This is a genomic window from Paenibacillus sp. 05T425, from assembly GCF_056396205.1.
Map to the genome: position 1 here is coordinate 10,666 of NZ_JBFTLA010000008.1, position 26,116 is coordinate 36,781.

At 49.0% G+C, this 26,116-nt stretch carries 22 protein-coding genes and 1 pseudogene; 5 read left to right on the forward strand and 18 right to left on the reverse strand.

Translation table 11 applies throughout. The annotated features are described in order from the left end of the window. Positions 1-8 precede the first annotated feature (8 nt). The 7 genes and pseudogenes from AC1DF0_RS18990 to AC1DF0_RS19020 all read right to left on the reverse strand — a co-directional run. Complete coding sequence (locus tag AC1DF0_RS18990) at positions 9-1,649, reverse strand: response regulator (RefSeq protein ID WP_477574973.1); 1,641 nt, start codon at positions 1,647-1,649, stop codon at positions 9-11. After that, complete coding sequence (locus AC1DF0_RS18995) at positions 1,630-3,429, reverse strand: sensor histidine kinase (protein ID WP_477574974.1); 1,800 nt, start codon at positions 3,427-3,429, stop codon at positions 1,630-1,632. Before AC1DF0_RS18995 ends, AC1DF0_RS18990 begins: the two co-directional genes overlap by 20 nt. 246 nt (positions 3,430-3,675) lie before the next feature. Further along, entirely contained in the window at positions 3,676-6,117 is a 2,442-nt protein-coding gene (locus tag AC1DF0_RS19000; RefSeq protein ID WP_477574975.1) for a sugar-binding protein, read from the reverse strand. A 105-nt stretch (positions 6,118-6,222) separates the two neighbouring features. Beyond that, a complete protein-coding gene (locus tag AC1DF0_RS19005) occupies positions 6,223-8,490 on the reverse strand; it encodes an Ig-like domain-containing protein (RefSeq protein WP_477574976.1) in 2,268 nt (755 codons plus the stop codon). Between the two features lie 227 nt (positions 8,491-8,717). Beyond that, the gene (locus AC1DF0_RS19010) at positions 8,718-10,883 is read right to left on the reverse strand and encodes a heavy metal translocating P-type ATPase (RefSeq protein WP_477574977.1); all 2,166 of its coding nucleotides are present in this window, start codon (positions 10,881-10,883) and stop codon (positions 8,718-8,720) included. After that, positions 10,837-11,184, reverse strand: a complete 348-nt coding sequence (locus AC1DF0_RS19015; protein ID WP_477574978.1) for an ArsR/SmtB family transcription factor — start codon at positions 11,182-11,184, stop codon at positions 10,837-10,839. The genes AC1DF0_RS19010 and AC1DF0_RS19015 overlap by 47 nt, the downstream gene beginning before the upstream one ends. Positions 11,185-11,329: 145 nt before the next feature. Continuing rightward, positions 11,330-11,443 (reverse strand): annotated as a pseudogene (locus tag AC1DF0_RS19020) (BBE domain-containing protein); the annotation flags it as partial. A 141-nt stretch (positions 11,444-11,584) separates the two neighbouring features. On the opposite strand from AC1DF0_RS19020, the gene AC1DF0_RS19025 reads away from it, so the two are divergent. The 5 genes from AC1DF0_RS19025 (at position 11,585) to arsC (ending at position 15,602) form a co-directional block, all read left to right on the forward strand. Further along, positions 11,585-12,034: a MarR family winged helix-turn-helix transcriptional regulator gene (locus AC1DF0_RS19025; protein WP_442052998.1), complete on the forward strand. Its 450-nt coding sequence runs from the start codon at positions 11,585-11,587 to the stop codon at positions 12,032-12,034. 62 nt (positions 12,035-12,096) lie between these two features. Continuing rightward, positions 12,097-13,416 carry an NAD(P)-binding domain-containing protein gene (locus AC1DF0_RS19030; protein ID WP_477574979.1) on the forward strand — a complete coding sequence of 440 codons (1,320 nt, stop codon included), beginning with the start codon at positions 12,097-12,099 and terminating at the stop codon, positions 13,414-13,416. A 103-nt stretch (positions 13,417-13,519) separates the two neighbouring features. Then, on the forward strand, positions 13,520-13,828 hold the full coding sequence (locus AC1DF0_RS19035; protein WP_442053533.1) for an ArsR/SmtB family transcription factor: 309 nt from the start codon (positions 13,520-13,522) through the stop codon (positions 13,826-13,828). A 13-nt stretch (positions 13,829-13,841) separates the two neighbouring features. Next, positions 13,842-15,134, forward strand: coding sequence for an arsenic transporter (locus AC1DF0_RS19040; protein ID WP_477574980.1), 1,293 nt, complete (start codon positions 13,842-13,844; stop codon positions 15,132-15,134). Positions 15,135-15,176: 42 nt separating this feature from the next. Next, the gene (gene arsC / locus AC1DF0_RS19045; protein WP_477574981.1) at positions 15,177-15,602 is read left to right on the forward strand and encodes an arsenate reductase (thioredoxin); all 426 of its coding nucleotides are present in this window, start codon (positions 15,177-15,179) and stop codon (positions 15,600-15,602) included. 93 nt (positions 15,603-15,695) lie between these two features. Here the strand turns inward: arsC and AC1DF0_RS19050 are convergent, their stop codons facing one another. The 11 genes from AC1DF0_RS19050 to AC1DF0_RS19100 form a co-directional block, all read right to left on the reverse strand. Continuing rightward, entirely contained in the window at positions 15,696-16,022 is a 327-nt protein-coding gene (locus AC1DF0_RS19050; RefSeq protein WP_477574982.1) for a hypothetical protein, read from the reverse strand. Between the two features lie 92 nt (positions 16,023-16,114). Further along, positions 16,115-16,594, reverse strand: coding sequence for a GNAT family N-acetyltransferase (locus tag AC1DF0_RS19055; RefSeq protein ID WP_477574983.1), 480 nt, complete (start codon positions 16,592-16,594; stop codon positions 16,115-16,117). A gap of 230 nt (positions 16,595-16,824) precedes the next feature. Then, positions 16,825-17,910: a polysaccharide deacetylase family protein gene (locus AC1DF0_RS19060; protein WP_442053103.1), complete on the reverse strand. Its 1,086-nt coding sequence runs from the start codon at positions 17,908-17,910 to the stop codon at positions 16,825-16,827. A 295-nt stretch (positions 17,911-18,205) separates the two neighbouring features. Then, a complete protein-coding gene (locus AC1DF0_RS19065; RefSeq protein WP_442053102.1) occupies positions 18,206-19,345 on the reverse strand; it encodes a 5-methyltetrahydropteroyltriglutamate--homocysteine S-methyltransferase in 1,140 nt (379 codons plus the stop codon). A gap of 167 nt (positions 19,346-19,512) precedes the next feature. Beyond that, complete coding sequence (locus tag AC1DF0_RS19070) at positions 19,513-20,223, reverse strand: glycerophosphodiester phosphodiesterase (protein ID WP_477574984.1); 711 nt, start codon at positions 20,221-20,223, stop codon at positions 19,513-19,515. 1 nt (position 20,224) lies between these two features. Further along, positions 20,225-21,262, reverse strand: coding sequence for a LacI family DNA-binding transcriptional regulator (locus tag AC1DF0_RS19075; protein WP_477574985.1), 1,038 nt, complete (start codon positions 21,260-21,262; stop codon positions 20,225-20,227). Positions 21,263-21,281: 19 nt separating this feature from the next. Continuing rightward, a complete protein-coding gene (locus tag AC1DF0_RS19080; protein WP_442053099.1) occupies positions 21,282-21,857 on the reverse strand; it encodes an HAD family hydrolase in 576 nt (191 codons plus the stop codon). Beyond that, positions 21,847-22,866 carry an ABC transporter ATP-binding protein gene (locus tag AC1DF0_RS19085; protein ID WP_477574986.1) on the reverse strand — a complete coding sequence of 340 codons (1,020 nt, stop codon included), beginning with the start codon at positions 22,864-22,866 and terminating at the stop codon, positions 21,847-21,849. Before AC1DF0_RS19085 ends, AC1DF0_RS19080 begins: the two co-directional genes overlap by 11 nt. A gap of 2 nt (positions 22,867-22,868) precedes the next feature. After that, on the reverse strand, positions 22,869-23,912 hold the full coding sequence (locus AC1DF0_RS19090) for an ABC transporter ATP-binding protein (RefSeq protein ID WP_477574987.1): 1,044 nt from the start codon (positions 23,910-23,912) through the stop codon (positions 22,869-22,871). A 33-nt stretch (positions 23,913-23,945) separates the two neighbouring features. Beyond that, positions 23,946-25,091 carry an ABC transporter permease gene (locus AC1DF0_RS19095; RefSeq protein WP_477574988.1) on the reverse strand — a complete coding sequence of 382 codons (1,146 nt, stop codon included), beginning with the start codon at positions 25,089-25,091 and terminating at the stop codon, positions 23,946-23,948. Positions 25,092-25,094: 3 nt separating this feature from the next. Next, the gene (locus AC1DF0_RS19100; protein ID WP_477574989.1) at positions 25,095-26,093 is read right to left on the reverse strand and encodes an ABC transporter permease; all 999 of its coding nucleotides are present in this window, start codon (positions 26,091-26,093) and stop codon (positions 25,095-25,097) included. Between the last annotated feature and the right edge of the window lie 23 nt (positions 26,094-26,116).

Below are 26,116 nucleotides of genomic sequence, written 5' to 3' on the forward strand. Positions count from 1 at the left end.
TCCTCCTATCATCCACCGGCTTCCGTCGAGGAAGCTGATGCTTTCAAGCGATACTGAATCGGAGTCATACCTGTCGTCTTCCGGAATACGTTGCTGAAGTAAGCCGCATCGGGGAAGCCAACAAGGACGGCAATCTCTTGGATCTGAAGCTCCGTCTTTTTCAACAATTGTTCGGCTTTGCGTATCCGTTCCTCCGTCATGTAGCTGACGAAGTTGCTCTTAAACCTCTCTTTAAAACGTCTGGAGAAATAGTTCGGATGGATATAGAAGCGATCTGCGATCGTCTGCAGACTGAGTGGTTCATGCAGGCTGGAGTCAATATATAGCTTGATCTCGTCCATAAGGTCGGGATTCGTGGAATGCCTCATTCTGTTTAAGTGTTCGATTAGATTATTCGTCATTGCCGCAAGCTTGACTCCGATCTCCGTCCAGTACTCCACCCCGTGGAGCCAGCTTTGCATATCGTCGATTTCTCCGATGATCCACTCCGGGATACTCGTCTGAAGGAGAAGATATTTGCGATAGAGCAGGTGAAAATCGATGCAGAAGCTTTCCAATTGATTAAAGCTGGACTCCTCGTATTGAACGAGGGTCTCCAGGCGAGAGTCTAGCCACTTGGTCAAAGCTGCCGCATTGCCATCGTTCAAGAGGCGGAACACGAGTCTCTCATCCTCTTCCGCAAGAACCGAGCTCCCGTTCCCTTTGCCTCCGGCTGCCGGTGTCATCCCGTATACCTTATTTCGTCCATGGATGATTCGATCTCGCAGCGCTTGCTTCGCTTGCTGATAGGACTGATGAATCTGGCGAATGTTTCGCACCTGCATGCCGAAGCCGATGGTCGCCTCAAGCTTGAGATAGCCGCTAATCCCCGTCATCGCCTCTTCAAGCTCCCGCTTTAAGACGGTCAGATCAATGGACTTGCCGTCTCCGAGTACATAGACGAGCTCTTTGTCATAGATCGAATGAAGGAACAACGTCCCTTCTCGCTCCTTGGAATCAAGCAGTTGGGAAATAACGTTGGAGACCGCGTATCGAAGCAGGGCTTCGTCTCCTTTAAGGAAGGAGCGATAAGGCAAGGCGGGCATCGCGACCTCGAACAAGACGACTACGAACTCGCGGCAAAAGGCGTTCATGGAAGCCAGCTTCTCGTCCTGCTCGAAGGCGGTGCTCTCGCCGCCTTGCTGGATCAGCTTGGTCAACAGTCGTTGGCGCGAGGACTCCTCGCTTCTTTGCTGAAGCAGTTGAAGCTCATCGCCGAGAGACGAATGACGACGATCCTGCTCGATCTTGGCCATGATTCGAATCAGGCAGCCCCGGAGCTCTTCGGGATCGACCGGCTTCAGCAAATAGTCGGCAACTCCGTATTGAATGCCTCTCTTGGCGAACTCGAATTCCTCATACCCGCTGACCAGTATAAATTGCAGCTTCTCGTCTAGCTCCTTGGCCTCGCGTATAAAATCAAGCCCGTTCATCTCCGGCATCCGAATATCCGTAACGACGATGTCCGGCCGAAGCTCCGCAAGACGGCGCAAGCCTTCGAGTCCGTTCTCGGCTTCGCCGATCTCCTCGATCGGCAGCCCCATTCGCTCGATAATCCGGATAATGCCTTGACGCAAGATAGGCTCATCTTCAATAAGGAGCAGTTTCATCCGATTGCTCCTCCTCTCCCAGCTTTCTTAGTAGAATGACGACTTCCGTTCCTTGCTCCCGCTCACTGGTTATCGTAAGCCCATACGAATGGCCATAAAGAAGCTTGATTCGGTTCTGCACGTTCATCAGCCCTATGGAAGCTGGAGGATTCGCTTCGCGTCGCTGTTGTAAATCCTGACTCAGCAGCATGTTCAACTCCGCCAATCTTGCCGCCTCGATGGGAGGCCCATTATTCCATATAGAGAGATAGATTTCTTGATCGGAGCTGCTCCAGCCGCGAATTCGCAATTCACTATGCGCGGACATTTTATCGAAGACATGCACGAAGCAGTTCTCGACCAGAGGCTGCATTAACAGCTTCGGAATAGGAATGCCGTACAATGACTCCTCCATTTCGATTGCATATTTAAACCGGTTCCCGTAACGCTGCTGCTGAATGTAGAGGTACAATTCGATCTGACGCAGCTCGATCTGCATCGTCGACGTTCGGTTGGCGCTAATGTTGTATCGGAACATCTTCGCCAGCGATCGGCTGATCAGGCTGATGCGATCGTCATCGTGCAAGGTTGCGAGGCTATCGATAATGCCCAATGTGTTGTATAGAAAATGAGGATTGATCTGGGATTGCAGCGCCTTGATTTCCGCTTCTTTGCGGACCAGATCGGTCTCGTACACTTTCAGGATAAGCGCCTTGATCTCCTCAGCCATATGGTTAAACCGATGAATGATGTATCCGGTCTCATCTTTGGTGCGTATAGGCAGAATAATATCGTAATCGCCCTTCTCGACGGCTAGAATACCTTTCTTAAGCTCCTTGAGAGGGGTCAGAATTCGTGAGGAAAGAAGAATGGCAATCAGCATAGCTCCCAATAAGCAGGCAATCCCGATATAGATTGTATCCCGCGCCAATTCGTTCACTTCTTTGAGCAGGGTGCGGACATCGACGATGCCGACCAGTACCCATGACGTATTCGCCAAGGGCTGGGAGACGTATAGCAATTCCGAGTCCTTATGGCGTTCCAAAGGCTTGCCAAGCAAGGAGATATCTGCCGATATTTGGGCCGTCTCCGTCTTGGAATCCACGAGTAGAAAGTTCACGCCTTCCGTCTCTCCGAGTCCCTCGAGCCATTCCTTCAGATACTCATAGGACAGCTGGATCATCAGGACGCCGATGATGGGGAACTTGGAAAGCGTGCTTATATTTTTGACCGCCTGTACGAACGTGAGCGTGCTCACCTCCTGACCCGTACGACGATCGAACGCGATCGAAGGTATCCAGACGCCTTTGCCGCTATTCGCAACCGCGATATCCTTTAAGTCATCGAAGTCGACCACGTCAGTATYGTTGATGTTGCCTTTGATCAGGCGATTACCTTCAAGCTGCGTTACCACGATAAATTCGACCGCGGAATGATCCGTCACGAACTGGCTGAAGTTGCCGGAGAATTCGCTATAGGCCAGAGGATCGGAGCCTAATGTCTCCACGTAGTTTTGGAATCTCGGGTCCGAGAAGTAGTTCCAGGCGGTACTCTTAATGTTCGCCATCTGCGTCTCCAGGTTGGAGGCCGATTGCGAGCTGAACAACTCCATGTTCTTAATCTCGCGCTGCTTGATGTCTGAGGAAGTATGATCGTAGGTATACAGACCCAGCGTCGATACGGTAAACGTGATGATGGCGAATAAGGCGAGCAGCATTTTGCGAAAAAGGGAACGAGAAATATAGGCGAATACATCCATAATCCGCTTCTTGATCGATTGGATTAACGAGAGTATAGCCATCGCCCCCAGATAATAGTTTTTATATTATTCATTATAGTCTGTTTATTCCTGTAAAGGGAGACCTTCCTGACCAGCTCTCTTAAGGGCCCTCCTTTCTCGTTTCTTCAATAGATTCATCGTAATTGTATAAAGTTTCGCTGCGAGTGAGAATGGAATATCTACACTTCCTCTCTATGAATATCTTAACAGGCACGCTTAACAGCGGTGCGTGGATCACTCCTCGCACCGCTGTTGTCACGCTTGGTTCTATACTCCGCTGACCTTGAAGTTATCCAGATAAACTCGGTGATCCCTCGCGAAAGTAGATCCGATCAAAGCGGCCGCATAAGCCGTCGCATTCTCGGTAAATCCGGTCGTCGTGAAGCTGTAATTGCTCGTGCTGCCCGTAAACGTTACGTCGGAGATCGCGCCGTTTGACGTATCCACCGTATAGGCGAGATGGAGGAAGCCGCTCTCCGGATCCCACGTTCCGGTATACGCAATCTCGGACCCGACGGATTGCCCGTTCACCTTAAGCGTGATGGCTCCCGTCCGATTGTCGATGCTTAAGCCGGTAAAATAAGTCTCGACGACCTCACCGCTGCTCTGGGAGGGAAGTGAGGCGTAGAATCCGAGTCCCACATGCTCGGTAGCTTTCACCGGGAACGAGAGATCGGCTTCGATGCGCATTCTCGCCGGCTTGAGATAGGTACCGGAGCTGCCGAGCGGAATGGCGATTGCGCCCCTGGCATTCCCGGCCGCGGTAATCTGAGCCTGCGGCGCCGGATTGCCTTGCACGTTATTCACAGAGGCGGAAAAATTGCCGTTAGAAGGGAAGCTTGCGAGCGACCAAGTCCCTCCCGGAAGGTTAGAAGTGTCCGGCGTTCGTCCCGCTATCGCGCTTCCATTGCTTCCGCTGAACAAGTCGGAGATCAAGGTAAGTGCTTGAACCGTCACGTCCACGTCCACGGTTAAGCCACCATATGCAGCTTGCAATACAGTCGTGCCGGTGGACACCGCCGTAATGTTCCCCGTCGAATCGACATCGGCCACCGCCGGATTGCTGCTTGACCAAACGGCCTGAACGTCGCTCATTACCTCATTATTCTGGTCGTAGACCGAAGCCGTTACAGTAGCCGTGCCTCCGACTGTCAAGTTGACCGAGGACTGATCGACCGCAATCGAAGTTGGCTCCAAGAGGTCCTCTCCAAAATTCGTTCGATCCGTTAAGATCAAGTCCCCGAATAAGTTCGGATTCTTGGTGAAGCCGATCCCGCTCATATACTCCATCCATCCGCGTCTGCCCGTTCCGTCATTATCGTTAACTAGCAGAGAGAACCCGATGGCGTTAGCCGAAGACGGCGTCATTCCGGCCGGCAACACATCCGACCATTTAATCGCCATCTCGTAGACGGTTTGGGTTCCTTCCCGATGAATCGCGACCGATGAATTGTGCAGATTATTGCCGCCGATGCCACCTCTCTTCATGACCGCATTCGTATCTGAATTCAATGCGACGATGTTCTCGCTCCATCCCAGCTTGCCTGGCTCAATGGAGCGGCCCGGATCGATGGCGAACTGGATGGAATCTCCCTTCCAAGCATCGCCCGGAGGATTATTGTTGTAATGGGTATTATCCGTCACCTGAACAGCCAAGTACAGCTGCTCCAAGTCCCACTTTGTATAGGAGACTGCGCTCAGATCCTCCGTACCTCCCCAGTCGGTCATGAGCCGGACCTGAGAGGCCTGATCAAGCGCGACTAATTCCGTATTGCTCCACTCCGCAGCGTTGATAACGCCGTCGACCACAATGGGGTGCTGCGCCTTGACAGCCGTCAGAGCGCTGATATTCCGTTCGATGAGCTGCGTGAACCCATCATCCCGGTCTATCTTGATCTTGATAGACAATGGAGTATCCTTGCTTAAGGACGGCGCCGGAATCGCAAGGGTTGTGCTTGAATGAGGCGCAATTGGCGCAAAGGTGAACGTTCCAGCCATGTCAGCTGGTTCCAGCACCGTGACGGTGCCACCGCTCATCGTCCCGAGCGCATCCTGATTGTCGATCGTGACCGCCAGATCCCAGCCGTTCCCCGAATCATTAACCACAGGAGAGGCATGCACGACGACTGCCTCCTTCATTAGGACATCGAGCGTCAGGCTGCCGTACCTCTCGCCCGCCGAACCGATCGGATAGATTCGCGCGACGCCGATGGAGGAGCTCGCCGGGGCTCTGACGGTTAAGGTATCCGTTGCCGATCCCGCACTGAAGGTGCCTCCCGATACCAACTGCCAGCCATTCGGAAGAGCTAGCTCATAAGTGCCGGATAGCGATTCTGCCCCTCCTGCCCGAGTAACCTGTATCTGGATCTCTTCCCCGGGAGCCGCCTCAATGACGGAGGAGTTCGCTTCATAAGTCGGTGTATCCAGCACGGGGTCCGCGGTGAGGTTCCCGATGAGATAGATGGGTTCTTGAGTAGCCGTGAATGTCGTCGTCCCGTCGATCGTATCGAAGGTACGGGCATTGCCGAACATATCTATCAGCTCGACCTGGGCACTTCCTGTGTGCAAGCCGATCTGCTTGTCGGTATTCGACCAGAGCACGACGATATCTTGGTTGTCGGAAGCCCTGTGGAACTTATAAGCTCTTACGTCATTGTCTGCAAGACTATAAGCCTGAACGAAGGTGGCTCCGCCCAGCAGATCCGACACGGCATTGAACCCTACGAACGAAGGCTTCGGCGAATTGTCTACGTACAGTACGCCTTGGCTGCATTCGTAGAAGGTACTGTCGGTACAGTCATTCAGGAAATCATATCAGTATATTTTATCGATTAGCTTATCGTTTGCTAGATTGGCCACGTACAGTTGAACCCCGTACGAAGCCGAATCAACCTCCGTGAACCCACCCCACTTCTGATCCATTGTCGGCCAGCCGATCTCGGTGAGCCATAATTCGATGTCCTTCGTGAGCCCGTGACTCGTTTGATAAGCTTTGATGTAATTGTCCAAATCCTGGAATTCGGCGAGGGTCTCCCCTTGTTCAGGATTATAGGAAGGGTACACATGGAAGGACATCACGTCCATATATTCCGTCGCGCCAAGATCGACCAGCTGCTTCAACCAAGGCTCGTCGTAGTTCAGCGTTACGCCGCCGACTACCTTTATGTTTGGATTCACGCCTTTAATAATCGTATACGCGTTCTGCAGAATAGCCAGATACTGCGCGGGCGTCAATTGGGTACTCAATTCATTGCCGATTTCAAAGGCGTTTACTTTGCCCAGCAGGCTCGTCACCGTCTGTTCTATGACGACGGGATCCGTACTCGTCACGATGAACGTGCTTAATCCGTTAGCAGTCGCGTTATCGATATAAGTCGTCGGATTGCCCGGGTTGTAGCCGTCTCGAATCGATACGGCTCCCGTCTGGGCAGCAAGAGGAAGCCGTATGTCCGAGCCTCCGTACGCTTTGCTGAAGTGGGTGTTCATGCCCAAGAACGATTGAACGGGTTGGCCCGTCAGATCGGCAATCGTTCCGATATGCAGGTCTTCATGGAGGTTAATCGTTCCATCCGCGCTGACGGCGTCAACGGATACGGTGTATGTCCCTTTATCCAGAATGCCAAAATTCAGCGGCATGACGAGTCCCTTCTGCTCCGGATTCAGGCTGATATCGAATTCGCCTTCATCCACTGCGATATTCGAATAGTCAAGAAGGCTGTACGTCACGTGCAGCTCTCTGCCGGCATCGAACTGATTGTCAAAAACCAAGTTGATTGCTGACGATTCCGTCTCCTTGAAGACGCTGCCCGCCTTGACTTGAGCTCCGCGCATGGACACGGTGGGGATCAATTCAGCGGTTACCTTGGAGAAGCAGACCGGCGTGTTCGTCTCGATCCGGAAGTCGGCGCCATTATTCAGACGGTTGCTGAATTGAGCATCCTCGACGATGTATTCCACCTGCTTCCAAGTGTTGCTGCCAGTCAGCAAGGTCAGCTCCGTATAAGCGTACGGGGTCAGCGTGGAATCATAGGCAAGCTTGAAGCCCTTCTCTCCCGTTACGGCGCTGTCGTAGTAATCTACCGTTACCTTGACCGTGTTTTTCCCGCCATAAATGTAATTATCAGATACTTTAATGTAGATATAGTGCGCACTGGCCGAGGGATTCGTCTGCCAACCTGTAGTGCCATTGTAAGTTTGGATGGTCTTGGCGTTAGTATCTCCGGCAAATGCCGTCAATCCGTTTTCCTGACTGGCAGACCCCATGATTACGCTTACAGGTCCGTTAATCTTCGTTACGGTAACGGGGACGCTCGTCGTGAAGGTGCCGTACTTCGCTGTAACGACGGCGCTTCCCAGCTGCAAGAGCGTGATCTTGCCCGTACTGTCTACCTTGGCGATGGCAGCGTTGCTGCTGGCGTAGCTGATGGTCAGCTTGTTCATCAGGTAACCGTTCTGGTCCAATACGGCTGCGGCAATCGTTCGGGTTGTTCCGATAGGCAGGCTAACGGCTGCCGGAACCGCCTGAATTCCCGTCGCTACGGAAGTTGCCGCGCTTTTCCCCACGGTTATGCTTCCGAACAGAACGGGGACGGAGGTGTCAATTCGGATGTCGGCCCCATTTTCCCTGTTCGCAAAGTTCGCGTCCTTTAATGTATAGGTGACGCTCTTCCAGGTATTGCTGCCCGTCAGATACGTCTTGGGCACGTTATAATCCCAAGCGCTTGTTACGGAGTCATACGAGAATCCGAAAACGTTGTCCGCGCTTTCGGCCCTATCGTAATAATCGAACGTGACCGTGACTGCGTTCGTTCCGCCATGGATAAAGGCATCAGACACATTGAGGTAAATATATTTCCCGCCTCCCGCCGGGTCGGTTCTCCATCCAGATTTTCCTTGGACCGTCTCTTTGACGACCCCTCCCGGGCCATCTCCGTTCCAAACCGTTATTCCGTTCTCCGTATTCGTCTCTCCCAGAACAATACTAACCGGACCCTGCGCTGGATCTGCACCTGCATAAGACGGAACGAGCGCGACAATCAACATCCAAGCAAGAAGCAATGATAATACGGACTTCCCCTTCATTAATACCCCCACCTCACCTCATCATTAAGTTAATTGCAACTTCATTATAATGACAAAGAGCGAAGCTCCCTATGAATATCCTAATGTAAGCGCTATTAAAAATTGAACGTGTCGAAAAAAGCAGCAGACCGAGGTCTACTCAGTCTGCTGCTACATAGGCCAGGGTGATCATTGCCKAACACGGGGGAGTTCGGTAGACTGTGCTTGCCCTTACCAACTATGTCGGTCTATTTCAATCGTAAAAGCCTCATGCTATTTAAAATAACTAATACAGCAGCTCCTGTATCGCTCAGTACAGCGATCCATAACGTCAGCCAGCCTGGGAAAATTAAAGTCAAGGCTATCGCTTTAATTAGAATCGAAAACCAGATATTTTGCTTTATAATTCGCATTGCTTTTCTACTTAGTTTTATAGTGTGTGGCAACTTTTCCAAATGATCTGCCATGAGTACGACATCTGCAGTTTCCATTGCTGTATCTGTACCGGCACCTCCCATGGCAATACCAAGATCTGCTGTTGCTAGTGCTGGTGCATCGTTTATTCCATCGCCTACCATAGCCACTATATGCCCTTCAGATTGAAGTTTCTTTATAGCAGACCCTTTATCTTCTGGCATCATCTCCGCGAAATATCGAGATATATTGGCTTGCAAGGCAATTTTTTTGGCGGTCCCTTCATTATCTCCGGTTAACATCACGAATTCTTTCAGACCAGCATTTTGAAGTCCTTTTAAAGCAGTTAACGTTGTCTCTCGAATTGAATCTGACACTGCAATAATACCTATTATCGTAACCGCCGATCCGATGATGGTAAGTGTATGACCGCTGCTCTGTAGCTGCTCAACTTGTTCTTCGATATGAGTAATAGGGATCTCTAAATCTTTAAACAACTTTAAATTTCCGGCAAAATACTCAATTCCGGAGATATGACCCTTAACTCCCTTGCCAACAATATTAGTGAATTCCCTACCAATTTGTATAGATACTCCCTTGTCTTTGGCATACCGAACGATGGTTTGTGCAATTGGATGGGACGAATTCTCTTCTAACGTTCGTGCGATAGACAACAATTCATTTTCTTCAATTCCATACGTAATGATGCTCGTTACTTTAGGTTTACCTTCTGTCAGTGTTCCTGTTTTATCAAAAGCGATGGAGCTTAATCCTCCGGCTGTTTCAAGGGACGTCCCTCCCTTAATTAGCACCCCATTTTTCGCGGCATTGCCAATAGCAGATACGATCGCTACGGGAGTTGAAATGACCAGTGCGCAAGGGCATGCCACAACGAGCAATTCTAACCCACGATAAAACCATTCTGACCATGATCCCATCCCAAGAATCGGTGGCAAAACAATCGTCACTAAGGCAAGAACAAAAACTATTGGTGTATATACCTTTGCAAATTTATCAACAAAAGCTTGTGCAGGAGCTTTCTGCTCTTGCGCCTCTTCGACTAGGTGAATAATGTTGGCGATGGCCGTGTCTTCTACATGCTTGGTTACCTTAACATCCAAGGTGCCGTGTTCGTTAATTGTGCCTGCATATACAGTATCGCCTACCTGTTTCTCGATAGGAATTGATTCACCGGTTATAGGCGCTTGATTAACCATTGAAACTCCGGAGACCACTTCTCCATCTAGAGCTATCCTATCCCCAGGCCTCACAGCGATAACTTCGCCTAACTGAATCTCATCGACTGGTACTTGAACTAGCTCATCATTGCGTTTTAACCACGCAATTGGAGGCGCCAAATCGAATAAGCTTCTAATCGATTTTCTCGTTCGTTCGATAGAACTTGTTTGCAGCGCATTCCCCAGTGCAAACAGCCAATCAACAGTTGCCCCTTCCAACCACTCACCAATTAGTACAGCACCTATTGCAGCTATTGTCATGAGAACGTTCATATCTAACGATMGGCTTTTAACAGCGTAAAATGCACTTCTAGCTGGTTTGTAGCCGCCAATAGCAACAGAACAAGCATACAATATCGTAGTTAGCAACGAGTCATTATTCACTTGAGCATTAATAAACCCAAGTAGAAGTAGAACCCCTGATAAAATCATTGCAGGTTGATGATTTTGTCGCTGTTCTATGGGTGTGGTTCTATTTTTCGATGAAAGTGTAGCCTTGTAGCCTGTTTTACCAACTTCCTTAATAATATCCTCAATACTATTTTCATGCTCGATGTGCATTTTTGCTGTAGAAAAGTTAACTGTGACGTTTTTGACTCTTGGATTCTGTCTTAAATGATTTTCAAGAGTATGAGCACAGGAACTGCAATCCATGCCTTGGATATTGTAAGTTTTGACCGGCATGACTATTAGCTCTTTTTTGAACTTAAGTTCTTTATCTGACACGACAATCACTCTCAACCTTTTCGAAATGTCGGTCACAACATGCTACTTCTGTTTGGACTTCCGCAAACACATCATCAATCATGGTTAGGAGAAGTCTAATTTTCTCGCTGCTTAAGCTGTAATAGATATACTTTCCATGCTGCCTATTCGTGATGAGTCCACATTCCTTGAGACAAGCTAAATGCTGGGAAACGCTCGATTGACTTGCCTGGACTCCCTCGATGATCTGAGATACGGTCTTCTCCGAATTCTGAATACTTTCAAGAATTTGAATGCGCGTCTTATCTCCAAACCCGCGTATAAACTTCACTTTTGTATTTAACAGGTCTTGTTTCATATTTACCCCCGTCATATTAACCGATTCTAATATGTATTATACTCCATCATATTAGATAATGTTAATATGATTTGAATCAAATAAAAAAGCCGCGAGATTACGCGACTTTTCCACTTTTATACTCTCCGCTTAATTAGAGTCTCGATTATGCCGGTGGAATACTCTGAGGATTATTAAATACATTTGTCGGATCATACTTAGCTTTTACTCTAYGGAGCCTAGGATAGTTCTTGCCATAATAAACTGGTCCAGAACCTTGCAGGTACGGCAGCAGCTTATTAGACAAGTATGGGCTACTGCTGATTTGTATAAAAAGTCGTAGAAATTGTAAAATCGATCACAACTTCTTATTTGCGTTTTGCAAATATAAATGGTATAACTGGCTCAGGAGGTCATACAAATGGAAAACGTAAGGAATATGTTTCAGATCTTGTCCCGGAATTTTGGTTTGTTAAATGAACAATGCTGCGATTCCTGTTGCGGCCAAGAGGTGTCACTTGTACAAAGCCATATCCTATATGAAATTAATCGTCAGCATAATCCCTCCATGCAGGAAATTGCAGGCGCTCTAGGAATGGACATTACCACTTTCAGCAGACAAGTTAAAACCTTGACCGATAAAGGATTAGTAAAGAAAACTCCCCATCATTCTGATCAACGAATTAATATTCTATCCCTGACGCCTGAAGGGTTAAGTGTTGAAAATGCAATTAACCTTACCGTAAATGCTCAACTGAATGGCGTCTTATCAACAATGAGTGAGTTTGAACGAGAAACGGTACTTCGCTCCATTCAATTATTTAATGAAGCTATGCAAAAATCTGCAACATGTTGTGTGCCTCCAAAATAATGGAGGTATACATTTTATCTTATATTTGCAATTTGCAAGTAAAATCCAAGGAGTAAATAAAAATGAATGCAGAATTACCAACAGCTATTATCGGTGGCGGACCAGTAGCATTAGCTGCTGCTGCACAACTCGTAAAGAGAAACATGCCATTTATTTTATTTGAAAAAGGTACTCATATCGCATCCTCTGTACTCAGTTGGAACCATGTTAGAATGTTCTCCCCTTGGGAGTTTAACATAGATACAGCTGCAAACGAGCTCCTTCTTGAGTCAGGTTGGCAATCTCCAGCAAAAAATCACATGCCTACGGGGCTAGAGCTGGTTAATGAGTATCTTCTACCGCTATCTCAGTTGAAACAACTACAACCTTTTATTCATCTACAATCATCGGTTAATGCCATTTATCGAAAAGGATTCGATAAAATGAAAACAGCCGGCCGGGATCATGCGGCCTTTATTATTGAATATGAGCAGCAAGGTAAGTTATTCCGAAAAGAGGCTTCTGCGGTCATTGATGCCACTGGAACGTGGCTTACACCAAACCCGATGAGCACAAGTGGCCATCCTGCAGATGGCGAGATCATTTATAAAGATCACATTCAGTACGGTATTCCTGATATATTGGGTGCAGGTAAAAAACGTTATGCTGGGAAAAACATTGTTGTTGTAGGTAGTGGCCACTCGGCTCTCCAATCCCTCACTTTGTTAAATGAGTTGAAATTGAAGACTCCAGAAACAACAATTCATTGGGTGCTAAGAAAGCAAAAGGTTTCGGATGCCTTTGGCGGCGGAGAAAATGACGGGCTGCCGGCACGCGGAGCACTAGGTACTCGAGCTAACCAATATGTACAACAAGGCAATGTACAGGTTCACACGCCATTTCTTATTGATCAAATTAAGAAAGAATCAAACACCTTATCTCTACATGGAACTCAATTAGATAAGGCATACGCTATCGATAAAATCGATGAGGTTATTGTGGCATCGGGATCACGACCTGATTTCTCGTTTCTATCTGAATTGCGGTATGCTGCTGATACCGCTGTGGAGTCCGTCTTACAACTAGCTGACTTGATTGATCCCAATATTCATAGCTGCGGCACTGTACGCCCTCATGGTGAAGCGGAACTTCGTCAGCCTGAACAAAATTTTTATATCGTGGGATCGAAAAGTTACGGTCGAGCTCCGACTTTCCTGCTGGCTACAGGCTATGAACAAGTTCGTAGTGTTGTGGCTGCATTAGATGGAGACTTTAAAGCAGCTCGTGAAGTGCATCTTCATCTGCCGGAGACTGGCGTCTGCTCTGTGTCTAGGTCACAAGAATTAAGTGGGATCAGCAGCAGTTGCTGCAGTCCAAATCATGCATCTACGTCATGTGAATAAGAAATAAGTAATCACTAATATAATCATTTACTTATATAAATAATTGCGTATATAATAACCCTGTAGTCAGCAAGCTAGTTACAGAAAGGGGGCAGGCAACCATTTGCAACCGATTGATGAAATGTCCGATAACCTTAAGCTTCTCTCAGATAAAACCAGGTTGACAATTATGGCGCTTCTACGGCACCGGGAGATGTGTGTCTGTGATATCGTTGAGATTTTAGAAACAACCCAGCCGAACATTAGCCAACATCTAAAAAAACTAAGAATCGGCGGTCTAATTAACGAGGAACGCCGAAGTCAGTGGATTTACTATTCATTGAACCTGGATGACAAAGATTATTTGAGGCATCTAATCGATCAACTTCCATCTATGCAAGAGAAAATCAATGCAGTAAAAGGCTGTACATAAACCAGGAGGCATTATGCTGGCAATTGCTTCAATCATTTTTATAATAACGTTAGTGTTCGTCATATGGCAGCCGAAAGGTCTTAACATTGGGTGGTCAGCATGTGGCGGTGCAGTAATTGCACTTATCTTTGGTGTCGTAGATTTTCATGATGTCTGGGATGTAACGCAAATAGTATGGAACGCAACCCTTGCGTTCGTTGCGGTTATTCTGATATCTCTCATTCTCGATGAGATTGGTTTCTTTGAGTGGTCCGCGCTTCACATGGCTAGAGCTGCCAAAGGAAACGGTATTTTAATGTTTGTATACGTCATTCTATTAGGTGCGGCGGTTGCTGCTTTCTTCGCCAACGACGGTGCTGCACTTATCTTAACGCCTATTGTTCTGGCCATGGTTCGGGCGTTGAAATTTGATGATCGTATGATTCTTCCGTTTATCATGGCAAGCGGTTTTATTTCCGATACCGCCTCCCTTCCGCTAGTCGTCAGTAACTTGGTTAATATCGTGTCATCTGATTTTTTCGGAATAGGATTTGCGGCATATGCCAGTCGTATGATAGTCCCTACTCTGTTCTCTGTCACGGCAAGTTTACTTGTACTCTTCATCTACTATCGGAAAAGCATACCCAAGCAATATGACTTGGCACAATTAAAGAAACCGGTTGATGCGATTAAGGACATGCGCCTGTTTAAGATTTCATGGTTTATTCTCGCCGTTCTTCTCATCGCTTATTTAACAAGTGAGTTTATTCGTGTACCGGTATCGATCATAGCTGGTGTTGCAGCCATCATCTTCTTGGTGCTTGCTCGTCAAAGCCGGGAGATCCATACCTGGAAGCTTGTAAAAGGTGCGCCATGGACAGTAGTTACATTCTCCATTGGAATGTATGTCGTTGTTTATGGTCTTAGAAATGTTGGACTGACAAATGAACTTGGCGATGTATTTAAATGGGTCGGTGATCAAGGCTTGTTTGTAGCCACAGTCGGGTCCGGATTTATAGCCGCTATCCTCTCATCGATTATGAATAACATGCCGACAGTCATGATTAATGCGCTTGCCATTCACAATACGAACTCTACGGGAGTGATTCATGAAGCTTTTGTTTATGCGAATGTAATTGGGTCTGACTTGGGTCCGAAAATTACTCCGATCGGTTCGCTAGCTACCTTGCTTTGGTTGCACGTGTTATCCAATAAGGGTGTTAAGATTTCATGGGGAGCATATTTTAAAACGGGTATTATCCTGACCGTACCTGTCCTCTTTATTACATTATCCGGGCTTTATCTTTGGCTTAAAGTTGTAAGTTGATGATCATAAATTCAAATTCCAATTCTAAGGGGTCTTTTAAAAATGTCTAACAAACCACTTGTTTATTTTCTATGTACGGGGAATTCATGTCKGAGTCAAATGGCTGATGGTTTCATGAATGCCATTGGCGGAGATAACTTCGAAGTCAAAAGCGCTGGACTTGAAGCGCATGGTTTGAATCCTAAAGCGGTTCAAGTGATGAAAGAAGCCGGTGTTGATATTAGCGCTAATAGCTCTGATGTTATTGATCCTGAGATATTGAATCGTGCAACTTATGTCATTACACTTTGTGGTCATGCTGATGAGCACTGTCCTGTTATTATGAATCCAAATGTCACCAAATGGCACTGGGGTTTTGATGACCCAGCCAAAGCGACAGGGACGGAAGAAGAAATCATGGAACAATTCCGTACGGTCAGAGACGCCATCAAGGCTCGAATCGAACTGTTCGTGAGAGATGGAAAGTAGACGCCAGGCCGTTGATCGCATACTTCTTCAACGGCCTTGTAACCTATTACTCTCGACGTATTGCCTTATATCGTTCACTATTATTAATGCTTCTTATAAGTTCTCCACGCTCCCAGCGTCATTATATTTCTGCACTAATTCTGCTACATATAGAATATCATTCGATACCCCGTAATCATTAACAGTGTGTGCTAACGCTTCATATACATCAGGTTCAAGTGCCTGGTTATCGAAGCGGGTTATATACGTTCCGTTGTTCGAAACAATTCGCTCTAGTCGATTGCTTGCATCTTCAATTGACAAAGTTAGAGCGGGCTTTCTTGCGAATGCATCGGGCATATAGGTTTTAAAGGCGATTCCGCCCATAATCAACACGGCTAAAATAATAGCGATTAGGTCGCGTTTTAATTCGCTAGTCATGGTAACCTACCTCCTAAAGCTCTTACTCATTTCACAATACTAGAATTCATATTGCGAAACAACTAAAATTTCCCATCAGCAAATGTTGACGATTAATTTGGTTTGATATGATATAAAACATGCTTGCAAAGCGGACTGCTGCTCCCCACATTCGGGTGATCAAAGGTTTTGACAAAAGAAAGGCTTAATTTCTTCATTACTTTTTTCGAAGGCTCGTTAATATCCGCTGTAAAACTAAACACCTCGTCAAAGCCTAAACTATCTAAGCCATATAGCAAACATGCTCTTGCTCCCTCCGTTGCATAGCCTTTACCCCACGCCTCTTTGTTAAGCCTCCATCCAATCTCCACGCAAGGTGTAAAATCCGCCTCAAACGCAGCTCGATGAAATCCAATGAACCCAATAAACCTATTTGTATCTTTCTCCTCAACCGCGTACAAGCCAAATCCAAATTCCTTAAACTCGTCTAAAATCCTGTCATAGAACGCCTTGGTCTCTTCAACATTTAAAGTATTTGGAAAATACTCCATCACCTCTTCATCCTCGTTCATCCGGCTAAAAGGCCCGGTCATACCCTATCCAACCACGGTGACCTATATACAATTTTCAAAAGGGTTTGAAGCTATCATGTTACCTGTTTCTCTTCTACCATGCTGCAACTCACCGCAGTTCGAACCGTTTGCGCCGTCACACACACGGAATTGGTGTCAGAAGAAATTGAAACAGCTACAGGCAAGGACGAGAATAAAAAGTCCTTGCCTGTAGCTGTTGTGCTGTACTGGATATGTCTTCAACTTAACTGTTATTCTTCTTGCAAAACAATCTCGGCTTCGAAACCCAGCTGTTCACACAGCTTGTGAATACGGCGCATGTCCTGTGTGCTGGTAATCCACTCGCATCCCAAGGCTAATGCCTCATGTGCCGCCCATTGCAGGATATATACCAAGGCATCCGTATGTGCTTCCTTCGTAGCGAAGTCCTCCAGCACTAGCGCGTCGCCGCGGACGGAAGCACGAACGTATGCCCAGTGCTGTTCGGCAAAGCTGCGAGCGACAAAACGCGTTTCGCCATCTGACTGGATCAGCATTGAGAGTTCTTGTAGCCATTTACTGTAGGCGCCGGTCCCTGTAGGAGCGTTCGGGTTTCCCCATTCAAGCGAATCGGCGGCCAGCTTCCGCAATTCATCTTCCCCAGTTACACGTTTCCACTGTTCACTATGGAAAGAACCTTGGAGAGTCGGTTTGAAGCGGACTTGCCAGCTACGCTCGCCTGTCCTGATGCCATCAGCATGAAGCAGTTGGGATACGGGAACCACGGCAAGACCTTTTGTGTAAGTATGGTGTACAAGCGATTTAACGGCCTGGGGTGTCTCTTTGGCGATTTCATTGGCATGAAACATTAAAATAGCCCCGTTAACCAGCTTTGGTATCACTCGCTCCACAAGTTGCGCGCTTGGTGGTCCCGACCAGTCGACGGTATCCTCTCCCTCGATGACCATGTAGTTCCACTCTCGGAGCCATTCCAAATTCTCCTCCCGATATGAGGCGTAAGGAAAACGCATGAAGGCAGGAACCGGCCGTCCCGTTGCCTCTTGATAAGCCAGCTCAGCCAGCTTCAACTCTTCGAAGAAAACGGATTTGGTCACATGTGCCATATTGCGGTGATGGTACGTATGCGTTGTGAGCTCATGGCCCCTAGCGAGCATTTCTCTTGCTTTCGCCGGATACCGATCGAACCACTCGCCCGTTAAAAAAAACGTTCCGCACGCCCCTCCCTGCTCCAAAGCATCCAGCCATGCATCAACAGGAATACGCATCGGACCGTCATCGAACGTAAAGGCACAGTGAGAAACCGCTGAATTGCCGCGAGTAATTACCGAGTTTGTCATCAGAAATCCCCCATTCTATGGTATCTCCTTCCAACATGATACCGTTGAGCCTATTGTAAAACCCATTAAACGTTTTGTAAAATTGAATAAAATGAATAAATGGTTCGAAAATTTTGAATAGGGGTATAAAGCCTCATCGAATCCTTCATGTTGGACAAGATCGTATATCCTTACAACAAAAAAACCGCTGTTGATGCGGTTTACAATGCTTTAGTTTCCTATCGTAAAAACAAAATCATAATAAAAAAAAAGACCGCATTAAACGCGGCCTCTTAAACAGTTCGAAGACTATAACTCATTTCCAAATTTCATCAGCAATTTCCTTAATAAAAGCGAGTTTCCTCCATTGTTGCTCCTCTGTCAGATAATTGCCTTCTTCCGTAGAAGCAAAGCCGCATTGCGGGCTCAAGCAAATTCGGTCAATATCAACGTATTGCTTCGCTTCTTCAATACGCTTCAGTATATCTTCCTTGCTTTCTAGCTCACCAAATTTCGAGGAAAACAGACCTAGCACGACCTGCTGGTTGTCCTTCAAGAAGCGAAGTGGCTTAAAATCGCCTGCGCGCTCGGTATCAAACTCCAAATAGTAACCGGAATAGTTATCGATACCCAGGAGGGTCTGCGCAATAGGCTCGTAACCTCCGCCGACTCCTGCATAAGTCGAAACATAATTACCCCGGCATACATGTGTAGTCACAACGAGATCGTCCGGCAGATTGGATACAACTTCTTCGTTCAGCCTCGCGAATTCGTTCGCGTACTCGGTAACGTTCACGCCGTTTTGCTCCAAGATCGTCATAAATTGCTCGTCGCATAGCGCTCCCCATGTACAATCGTCGATTTGGATGCTGCGGCAACCAGCTTCATAGAAAGCAAGAATAGAGCTTTTGTACGCTTTTGCAATATCGGAAACAAGCTCTTCTCGATTCGGGTAGATCGCCTTCGTGCTTTCCTGATTTTCTGCCCTGTCTAGCTCGAACAAGAACTGCGCTGCCGCCGGTATCGATTGGCGCGCAACTACTCCCTCTCCGGCAACTCCTTTCAAAAATGCAAAATGCGAAACAAACGGATGGTTACTGCAACCTATTTTACCGGTTAAGCGAGCTGTTTCGGGTCTAGATTGCGCTCCGTTAAATTGGTAGCCGTGATCAATGATTGTCCGTTCTACGCCGTCAAATCCCCAGAAAAAATCGAGATGCCACCAGGAGCGGCGAAATTCTCCGTCAGTTATGGCTTGAAGACCAACCTCTCTCTGTTTCTGTGCAAGCTTAACGATCTCTGCATCTTCTACGCTCTTTAGTTGCTCGGCTGAAATTTCACCGTTTTGGTATTGCAATCTAGCGGTTTTCAGCACTTTAGGACGAAGGAAGCTGCCAACGATATCATATCGAAAGGGAGTAACGGATCGCTGTTTAGGTTCGGTTTGAATATTCATAGTTAATCTCCTTTGATCACAAATTCATTATATAAATAAGGTAACATATCCAATTGGTTATATCTCAATACCAATAAACTATACATGGTTATAGCAATAGACTATAACCAATCAATGCGTCCTAAAAGAAGAAACCGCCGAGACTAGTGTCTTGGCGGTTTCTTCTTTTAGGGCGCTAGGAGGCTGAGCAGCAACTCCGGCTTGCGCGTCGTAATGGCATCAACGCCCATCCGGATGAATCGCTCCATCTGCGAAAGCTCGTTAACCGTATAGACCCACACAGTAAGCCCGTACTCGTGTGCCGTCTCCGCGATCGGCTCGAAGCAGGTCCGGTAATTCATATTGAGGCCTGCGTACCCTTCTCGCTTCGCCGCTTCGCAGATGCGCTGCGCGAACTTGTCGTACTGCTCCAGTTGCCGTGGATCAACCTCGACCGGCGTATTGATCATGACCGGAATATCAGGGAAGCGAGCCGTCAATGTCTCCGAATAGCCCGTAATATGGACTCGCTCAYGGGCTCCGTACTGCCGAATGAGCTTGACGGCCGGTTCGATGCTGGCCGCCGATTTCAAATCGATATTCAGCTTCGTTCCAAGCCGATCCGATACTTGCAATATTTGCTCCAGCGTCGCGATTTCATGCTCCTCATAAGCCKGGTCAATACGCCGCCGCATGTCGGGCCGGTTCAGTTGCTCGAACGTGCAGGTCAACAAATATGGAGATTCGTCATGCAGCAGCACAGCCGTACCGTCCATAGCGGCATGCACGTCCACCTCCACGATATCCGCCCCGCTTCGGATGCCTTCCATGAACGAAGCGAGGGTGTTGTCCGGACTTATGCCGCTGCCCGTATGGGCGCCAATCATCGGTCTTTTCAACCTACCGCACTCCTTCTATTGAAGAACAGGAGGCTCTCTCCACGATTTTACTTGCGATAATTATATGGTTCGGATATACGCCCTCGTTGCTGCCGATCTTATGCATGAGCAGCTTGACGGACTGCGCGCCCAGCTCGGATGGCTGAAGATCCATGCCGGTCAGCGCCGGGGTTGTCTGATGCATCATCGATAGATCGCCGCAAATGACGAACAGGGAAATATCCTCGGGAATGCGAAGACCCATATCCTTAATCGCATTCATGGCGTTGAAGGCCGCGCGGTCGTCGTCAGCAATGATCGCCGTCACCTTCTCTCCGCTTTCCCGAATGACGCGTAACGTCTCCGCATAGCCGTATTGCAAATAATCGTCCGCAAAGATGGGAGGCTTGTAATGGTGCATAAAATCCCGCATGACGAGCTGATGCTTCGCCAGTGCTTCGATGAACGCCGCTCTTCTCTCCACGGAAACGGTCATCCGTTCCATCGCGTTCAGATACATTAAATTTGTATGCCCTCTAGCGATCAAATAATCGCAAATGTCATGCACGATCCGCTCGTTATCGTTGTTTACCGTAGGCGCGTCCTCTACAAGCGAATTGAAAATTTTGCCGACCGTGACGAAGGGGATGCCGTTCTGATGGAGCAAGTGAATCCGCTCGTCCTCCTCCATCGGCCCAAGCACGATCGCGCCGTCGATAGGATAGCTCGCCAGGGAGGGCGTCTTCACTTCCAGCACCGGAAGCATATCGAGCAACACTCTGTAGCCGAACCGGGAAGCCTCCAGCAGGACGTCGTTAATGAATTGGTTGTGAAACGCGCTGAAGAAGAAGTTGCCGTGCGGGACGGTTAACCCGATCGCCATCGTTTTCTTTGTCGCCAAGCTTCTCGCGATGTGATTCGGAACGTAATTCAGCTCCTTGGACGCTTTAAGCACCTTTTCCGTCACTTTCTTGCTGGTCGGCCTTTTCTGGCTGAACACGTTGGAGACAGTTCCTTTGGATACGCCAGCGAGACGTGCTACGTCATCGATTTTCGCCATGGCTAGCCGTTGCGCCCTTTCATGCTTGAACACGCTTCTTCGAGGCGAGCCCTTCATTCAAGTGATCCGCCAGCTCTACTAGCGCAAGCGGCTCTTCGATCGTGTACACCGGCCGCTCCGCGGGATCAACCGATGTCTTCGGGTAACGCGAGGTCCAGTTCAGATGCACGCTCGTGATGCCGACCTGATTCGCTCCCCTGACGTCGCGCGACAGATTGTTGCCGACCATGATGATCCGGCTCCGGTCTTGCTCGCCAAGATCCATCGCGCCCATGGCCGCCTTGAACATGCGCGGATTCGGTTTCTCGACCCTCATCTGTTCGGAGTAGATCAATACTTCGAAATAATCGTAAAGACCGTTTATCGTCAACAGGTTTTTGAACGATTGGGCCGATCCGTCAGCTACGATCGCCAGCCGATAGCCGCGATCCGCCAGCGTTCTTACCATCTCATCGGCTCCTGGAATGACTCCGCCCTCTATAACCGTGCCGTGCTCGTCGCGCACCTCCGTGCCTTCATCGATAATCGTATCCCCGCAATCGAGAAAAATAATAAGTTCTTTCGCTTCATTGTCCATCGCTTGTTCACCGTTCATGCCTTGCCCCCCTTAATGTCAATTGATCCGCGTAATGGCAGGCCGCCATATGGTTATCTCCGATTGCCCGCAATACGGGCACTTCCTTCTCGCATCTCTCCGTTTTGTACGCACAGCGAGGATGAAAGTGGCAGCCGCTGGGCGGATTCGCCGGATTCGGTACCTCGCCATCCAGGACGATCCTCTCCTTCTTCAAATCCGGGTCCGGTTGCGGCACGGCGGATAGAAGCGCCTCGGTATAAGGATGTCTGGGCTGCCCAAACATGGAGTCGACGTCAGCCATCTCCACCACCTTGCCCAGATGCATAACCGCCACGCGGTCCGAAATGTTCTCCACGATCGACAGATCATGCGAGATGAAAATATATGTGATTTTGAATTGCTCCTGCAGATCCTTCAACAGGTTAATGATTTGGGCTTGGATCGACACGTCCAGCGCGGATACCGCTTCGTCGCATACGATCAGCCTCGGCTGGGTAATGAGCGCCCGCGCAATGGCGATCCGCTGCCGCTGTCCGCCGGAGAAGGCATGGGGGTAACGTTTAAGATAGCTGGCGTTTAACCCCGTTTTCTCCGCGATGGCCGACACTTTCCGTTCCACCTCGGATTTAGGCAGCTTGAAGTTGGCGATCAGCGGCTCGGATATAATATCGAATACGCTCATCCGCGGGCTTAGCGATGAGTACGGGTCCTGGAAAATCATCTGAATGTCTTTTCTGAACCTTTTCGAATCGGCGCCCTTCAGTTTCAGGAAATCAACGGACTCTCCGCTCTCCGTTCGGTAGACGACTTCGCCGGAAGAGGCATTCATGCCCCTCACGATGCATCGGCCGAGCGTCGTCTTGCCGCAGCCTGATTCCCCGACGATGCTCAGCGTCTCCCCCTCCAGCAGATCGAAGGAAATATCCTGCAGCACCTGCACGGATACCGGTTTGGCGAACAGCGCCTTTTTGGACTTTACTTTGAAATCCTTATTGAGATTTTTAATTTCCAGTATGGGCTTCGCCATCTTTACTGCCCTCCCTGCTGATCCGAATACAGGAAGCACCTGACCGTGTGGCTGTCGGAAATAGGCGTCGCGGGCACGGACCGCATATTGCATACGCCTTCGATCCGGTCCTTGCAACGGTCGTAGAAGCCGCACATCGGCGGCATATTGACCGGAATCGGAACCGCGCCTTCGATCGATTCCAGCCGTTTCGATTTATTGCCGCCCAGCCTCGGCATCGAGCGCAGAAGCCCTTTCGTATACGGGTGCTTCGGATTGCGGAAAATCTCCTTCATGGGCGCCTGCTCGACGATTTTGCCGAGATACATGACGGCCACTTCATCGCACATTTCCGCGATGATGCCCAAATCATGCGTCACCAGCAGGATCGCCATGCCGAATTCCTGCTGTAGACGCTTCATCAGCTCCAGCACCTGGGCTTGAATCGTCACATCGAGCGCTGTCGTCGGCTCGTCGGCGATCAGCAGCTCGGGATTGCATGACAACGCCATCGAGATCATCGCCCGCTGGCGCATGCCGCCGGAGAACTCATGCGGGTATTGGTCGAATCGCTTTTCCTGGTCCGATATACCGACCTTGCTCAGCATCTCGAGCGCGATTTTCTTCGCTTCCTTCTTGCTCTTGGTCCGGTGGATCAGAATCGCTTCCATGATCTGATTCCCGATCGTGTACATCGGCGAGAAGGCCGTCATCGGCTCTTGAAAGATCATGGCGATTTTCCGCCCCCGAATGGAACGGATCTTCCGGCCATTCGGGTCCAGAGCCAACAGATCCAGCGGCTCCCCCTTCGCCCCAGGCTCTTGCGACGAACGGTACGCGATAGTTCCCGATGTCTCGCATTCCTTCGGATTAATGCCGATAAGCGCCCGGCTCGTCAAGCTTTTGCCGCAGCCTGACTCGCCCACGAGGCCTAATGTCCTGCCTCTGCGGATTTCGAAATCGACCCCGTCCACGGCGTTCATCACTCCGTTATCCATCTGAATCCGAATCTTCAGATCCTGAACACGAAGAAGCGGCTGTTGCGGTTGAGCGGCCTCTGCTGTCATATGTATCCCCTCGCTATAACCTTGGATTTTGATCTACCTCTTGTATGGATCCGCCGCGTCGCGCAAGCCGTCGCCTAGAAAGTTGAACGTTAAGACGGTAAGAATGACCGTCCCGAGCGGAATGATTTTCCACGGATACAAAGCGATATTATCGATCTTCTGCGCTTCCTGCAGCAGCACGCCCCAGCTGGTGGCTGGAGAACGAATACCGAGTCCGAGGAAGCTCATGGCCGTCTCGGCCAGAATCATGCCGGGAATCGCCAGCGTCGTGGCAACGACCAGGTAGCTGATAAAACCGGGCAGCAAATGCTTGACGATAATTTTCGCGTCGCTCACGCCCGCGATTTTGGCGGCAACGACGTAATCTTCGTTTTTGAGAGAAATAAACTTGCCCCTTACGACCCTTGCCAGTCCAGTCCATTCGATGAACGCGAAGATGATAACGATGTAGATGTACATCCGGACGACCGGAATACGCGGAGGAATCGCCGCGGACAACGCCATCCATAACGGCAACGTCGGGAAGGAACGGATAATTTCGATGACCCGTTGAATGACGGAATCCAGCCAGCCTCCGAAATAGCCGGACGCGCCGCCGATTATCAAGCCTAGTACAAAACTGATGCCAACCCCAACCAGAGGAATGCTTAACGATACCTGGCTTCCGAGCAAAATGCGTGAAAATAAGTCCCGTCCGAGCGCGTCCGTGCCAAGCAGGAAGAGGCGGCCTTGCTCCTCAACGCCGATCAAATGCGTGGAGGAAGGAAGGAGTCCGAGAAACTTGTAGCTCTCCCCTTTGACGAAAAATTGCAGCGGATACTTCTTCTCCGTGTTAAACGTAAACGTTTTGCGCATCGTCTCCGGATCGCGCCCCGACTTCAGCTCGTATACGAACGGCCTGATATGGAACTTCCCTTCCGCATCGACGAATCGCAGTTTCATCGGCGGGGCGTTCACGTATTTGCTGTCGTAGTTTTCCAGCCCGTAAGGGGCTAGAAATTGGGCGAACAGCGCTCCCGCGTAGAGAAGCGCCAGCACGACCAGGCTGACCCGGGCGAGCTTATGCTTCTTGAACCTTACGTACATGAGCCTCCATTGCGAGCTGTAGATCGCGTCCTTGTCCCTGGCCGGCTCAGCGATAACCGCTTGTCTTTTTCCGAACACCGGTATTCGTCTCATAGTCTACGTTCCCCTGAATTCTGTGCGAATTTTTGGATCCAGCCACGCGAGCAAAATGTCCGAAATCAAAGTTCCGAGCACCGTCAGCAGCGCCATGAACAGCAGCCAAGTCCCTGCCAGATACATGTCCTGCCCAAGTAAGGCATTGAACATGACCGGTCCTTGAATCGGCAAATTAAGGACGATTGCCGTAATTGTAGACCCGGTGAAGATCGATGTCAGCGACCAGCCGAACGTGCTGACGATTGGATTCAGCGCCGCTCGCGTCGGGTACTTGAACAAAATTTTCCGCTCCGATAAGCCTTTCGCTCTTGCCGTAACGACGTTCGGCTTATTCAGCTCATCTAGCATCTGGCCCCGCATGACGCGAATCAGATCCGCCGTTCCGGATAGCCCGATGACAATGACCGGAATGACCATATGCTTCGCCAGATCGATCGCTTTGTCCATCGACCATGGCGCATTCACGTATTCGGCGGAGAACAAGCCGAGCAGCGGGTCGCCGAACCACGTGTAGGACAGGAACATCAGAATGACGGCCATTAGAAAATGTGGCGTCGCCATGCCAAGAAAGCTCAGCCCCGAGAAGAAATAGTCGCCTATCGAATATTGCTTGACCGCGCAGTAGATGCCGATCGGAATTGCTACTAGATATTGGAATGCCATCGTGACCAAGGATACGGTCAGCGTCAGACCCATATATTGCTTAATGACGGCCAGGACAGGCTTGTTATAGTTAAAAGAGAATCCGAAGTCTCCGTACATTACAATGTCTTTGACCCATATGAAGTACTGCTCGTAAACGGGACGGTCGAGACCGAGATCCGCCCGCATCGCATCCATGTCTTCCTGCGTGAATACCTCACCGGCAACGGACATTTCGGCCGCGTAATTGGATACGTAATCGCCGGGCGGTAGCTGTATGATGTAGAACACGATGACGGATATGAAAAACACGACCAGGACGGCTAGTAAAATACGCTTCAACGTGTACTGTAGCACCTGCTATCCTATCCTCCCCATGA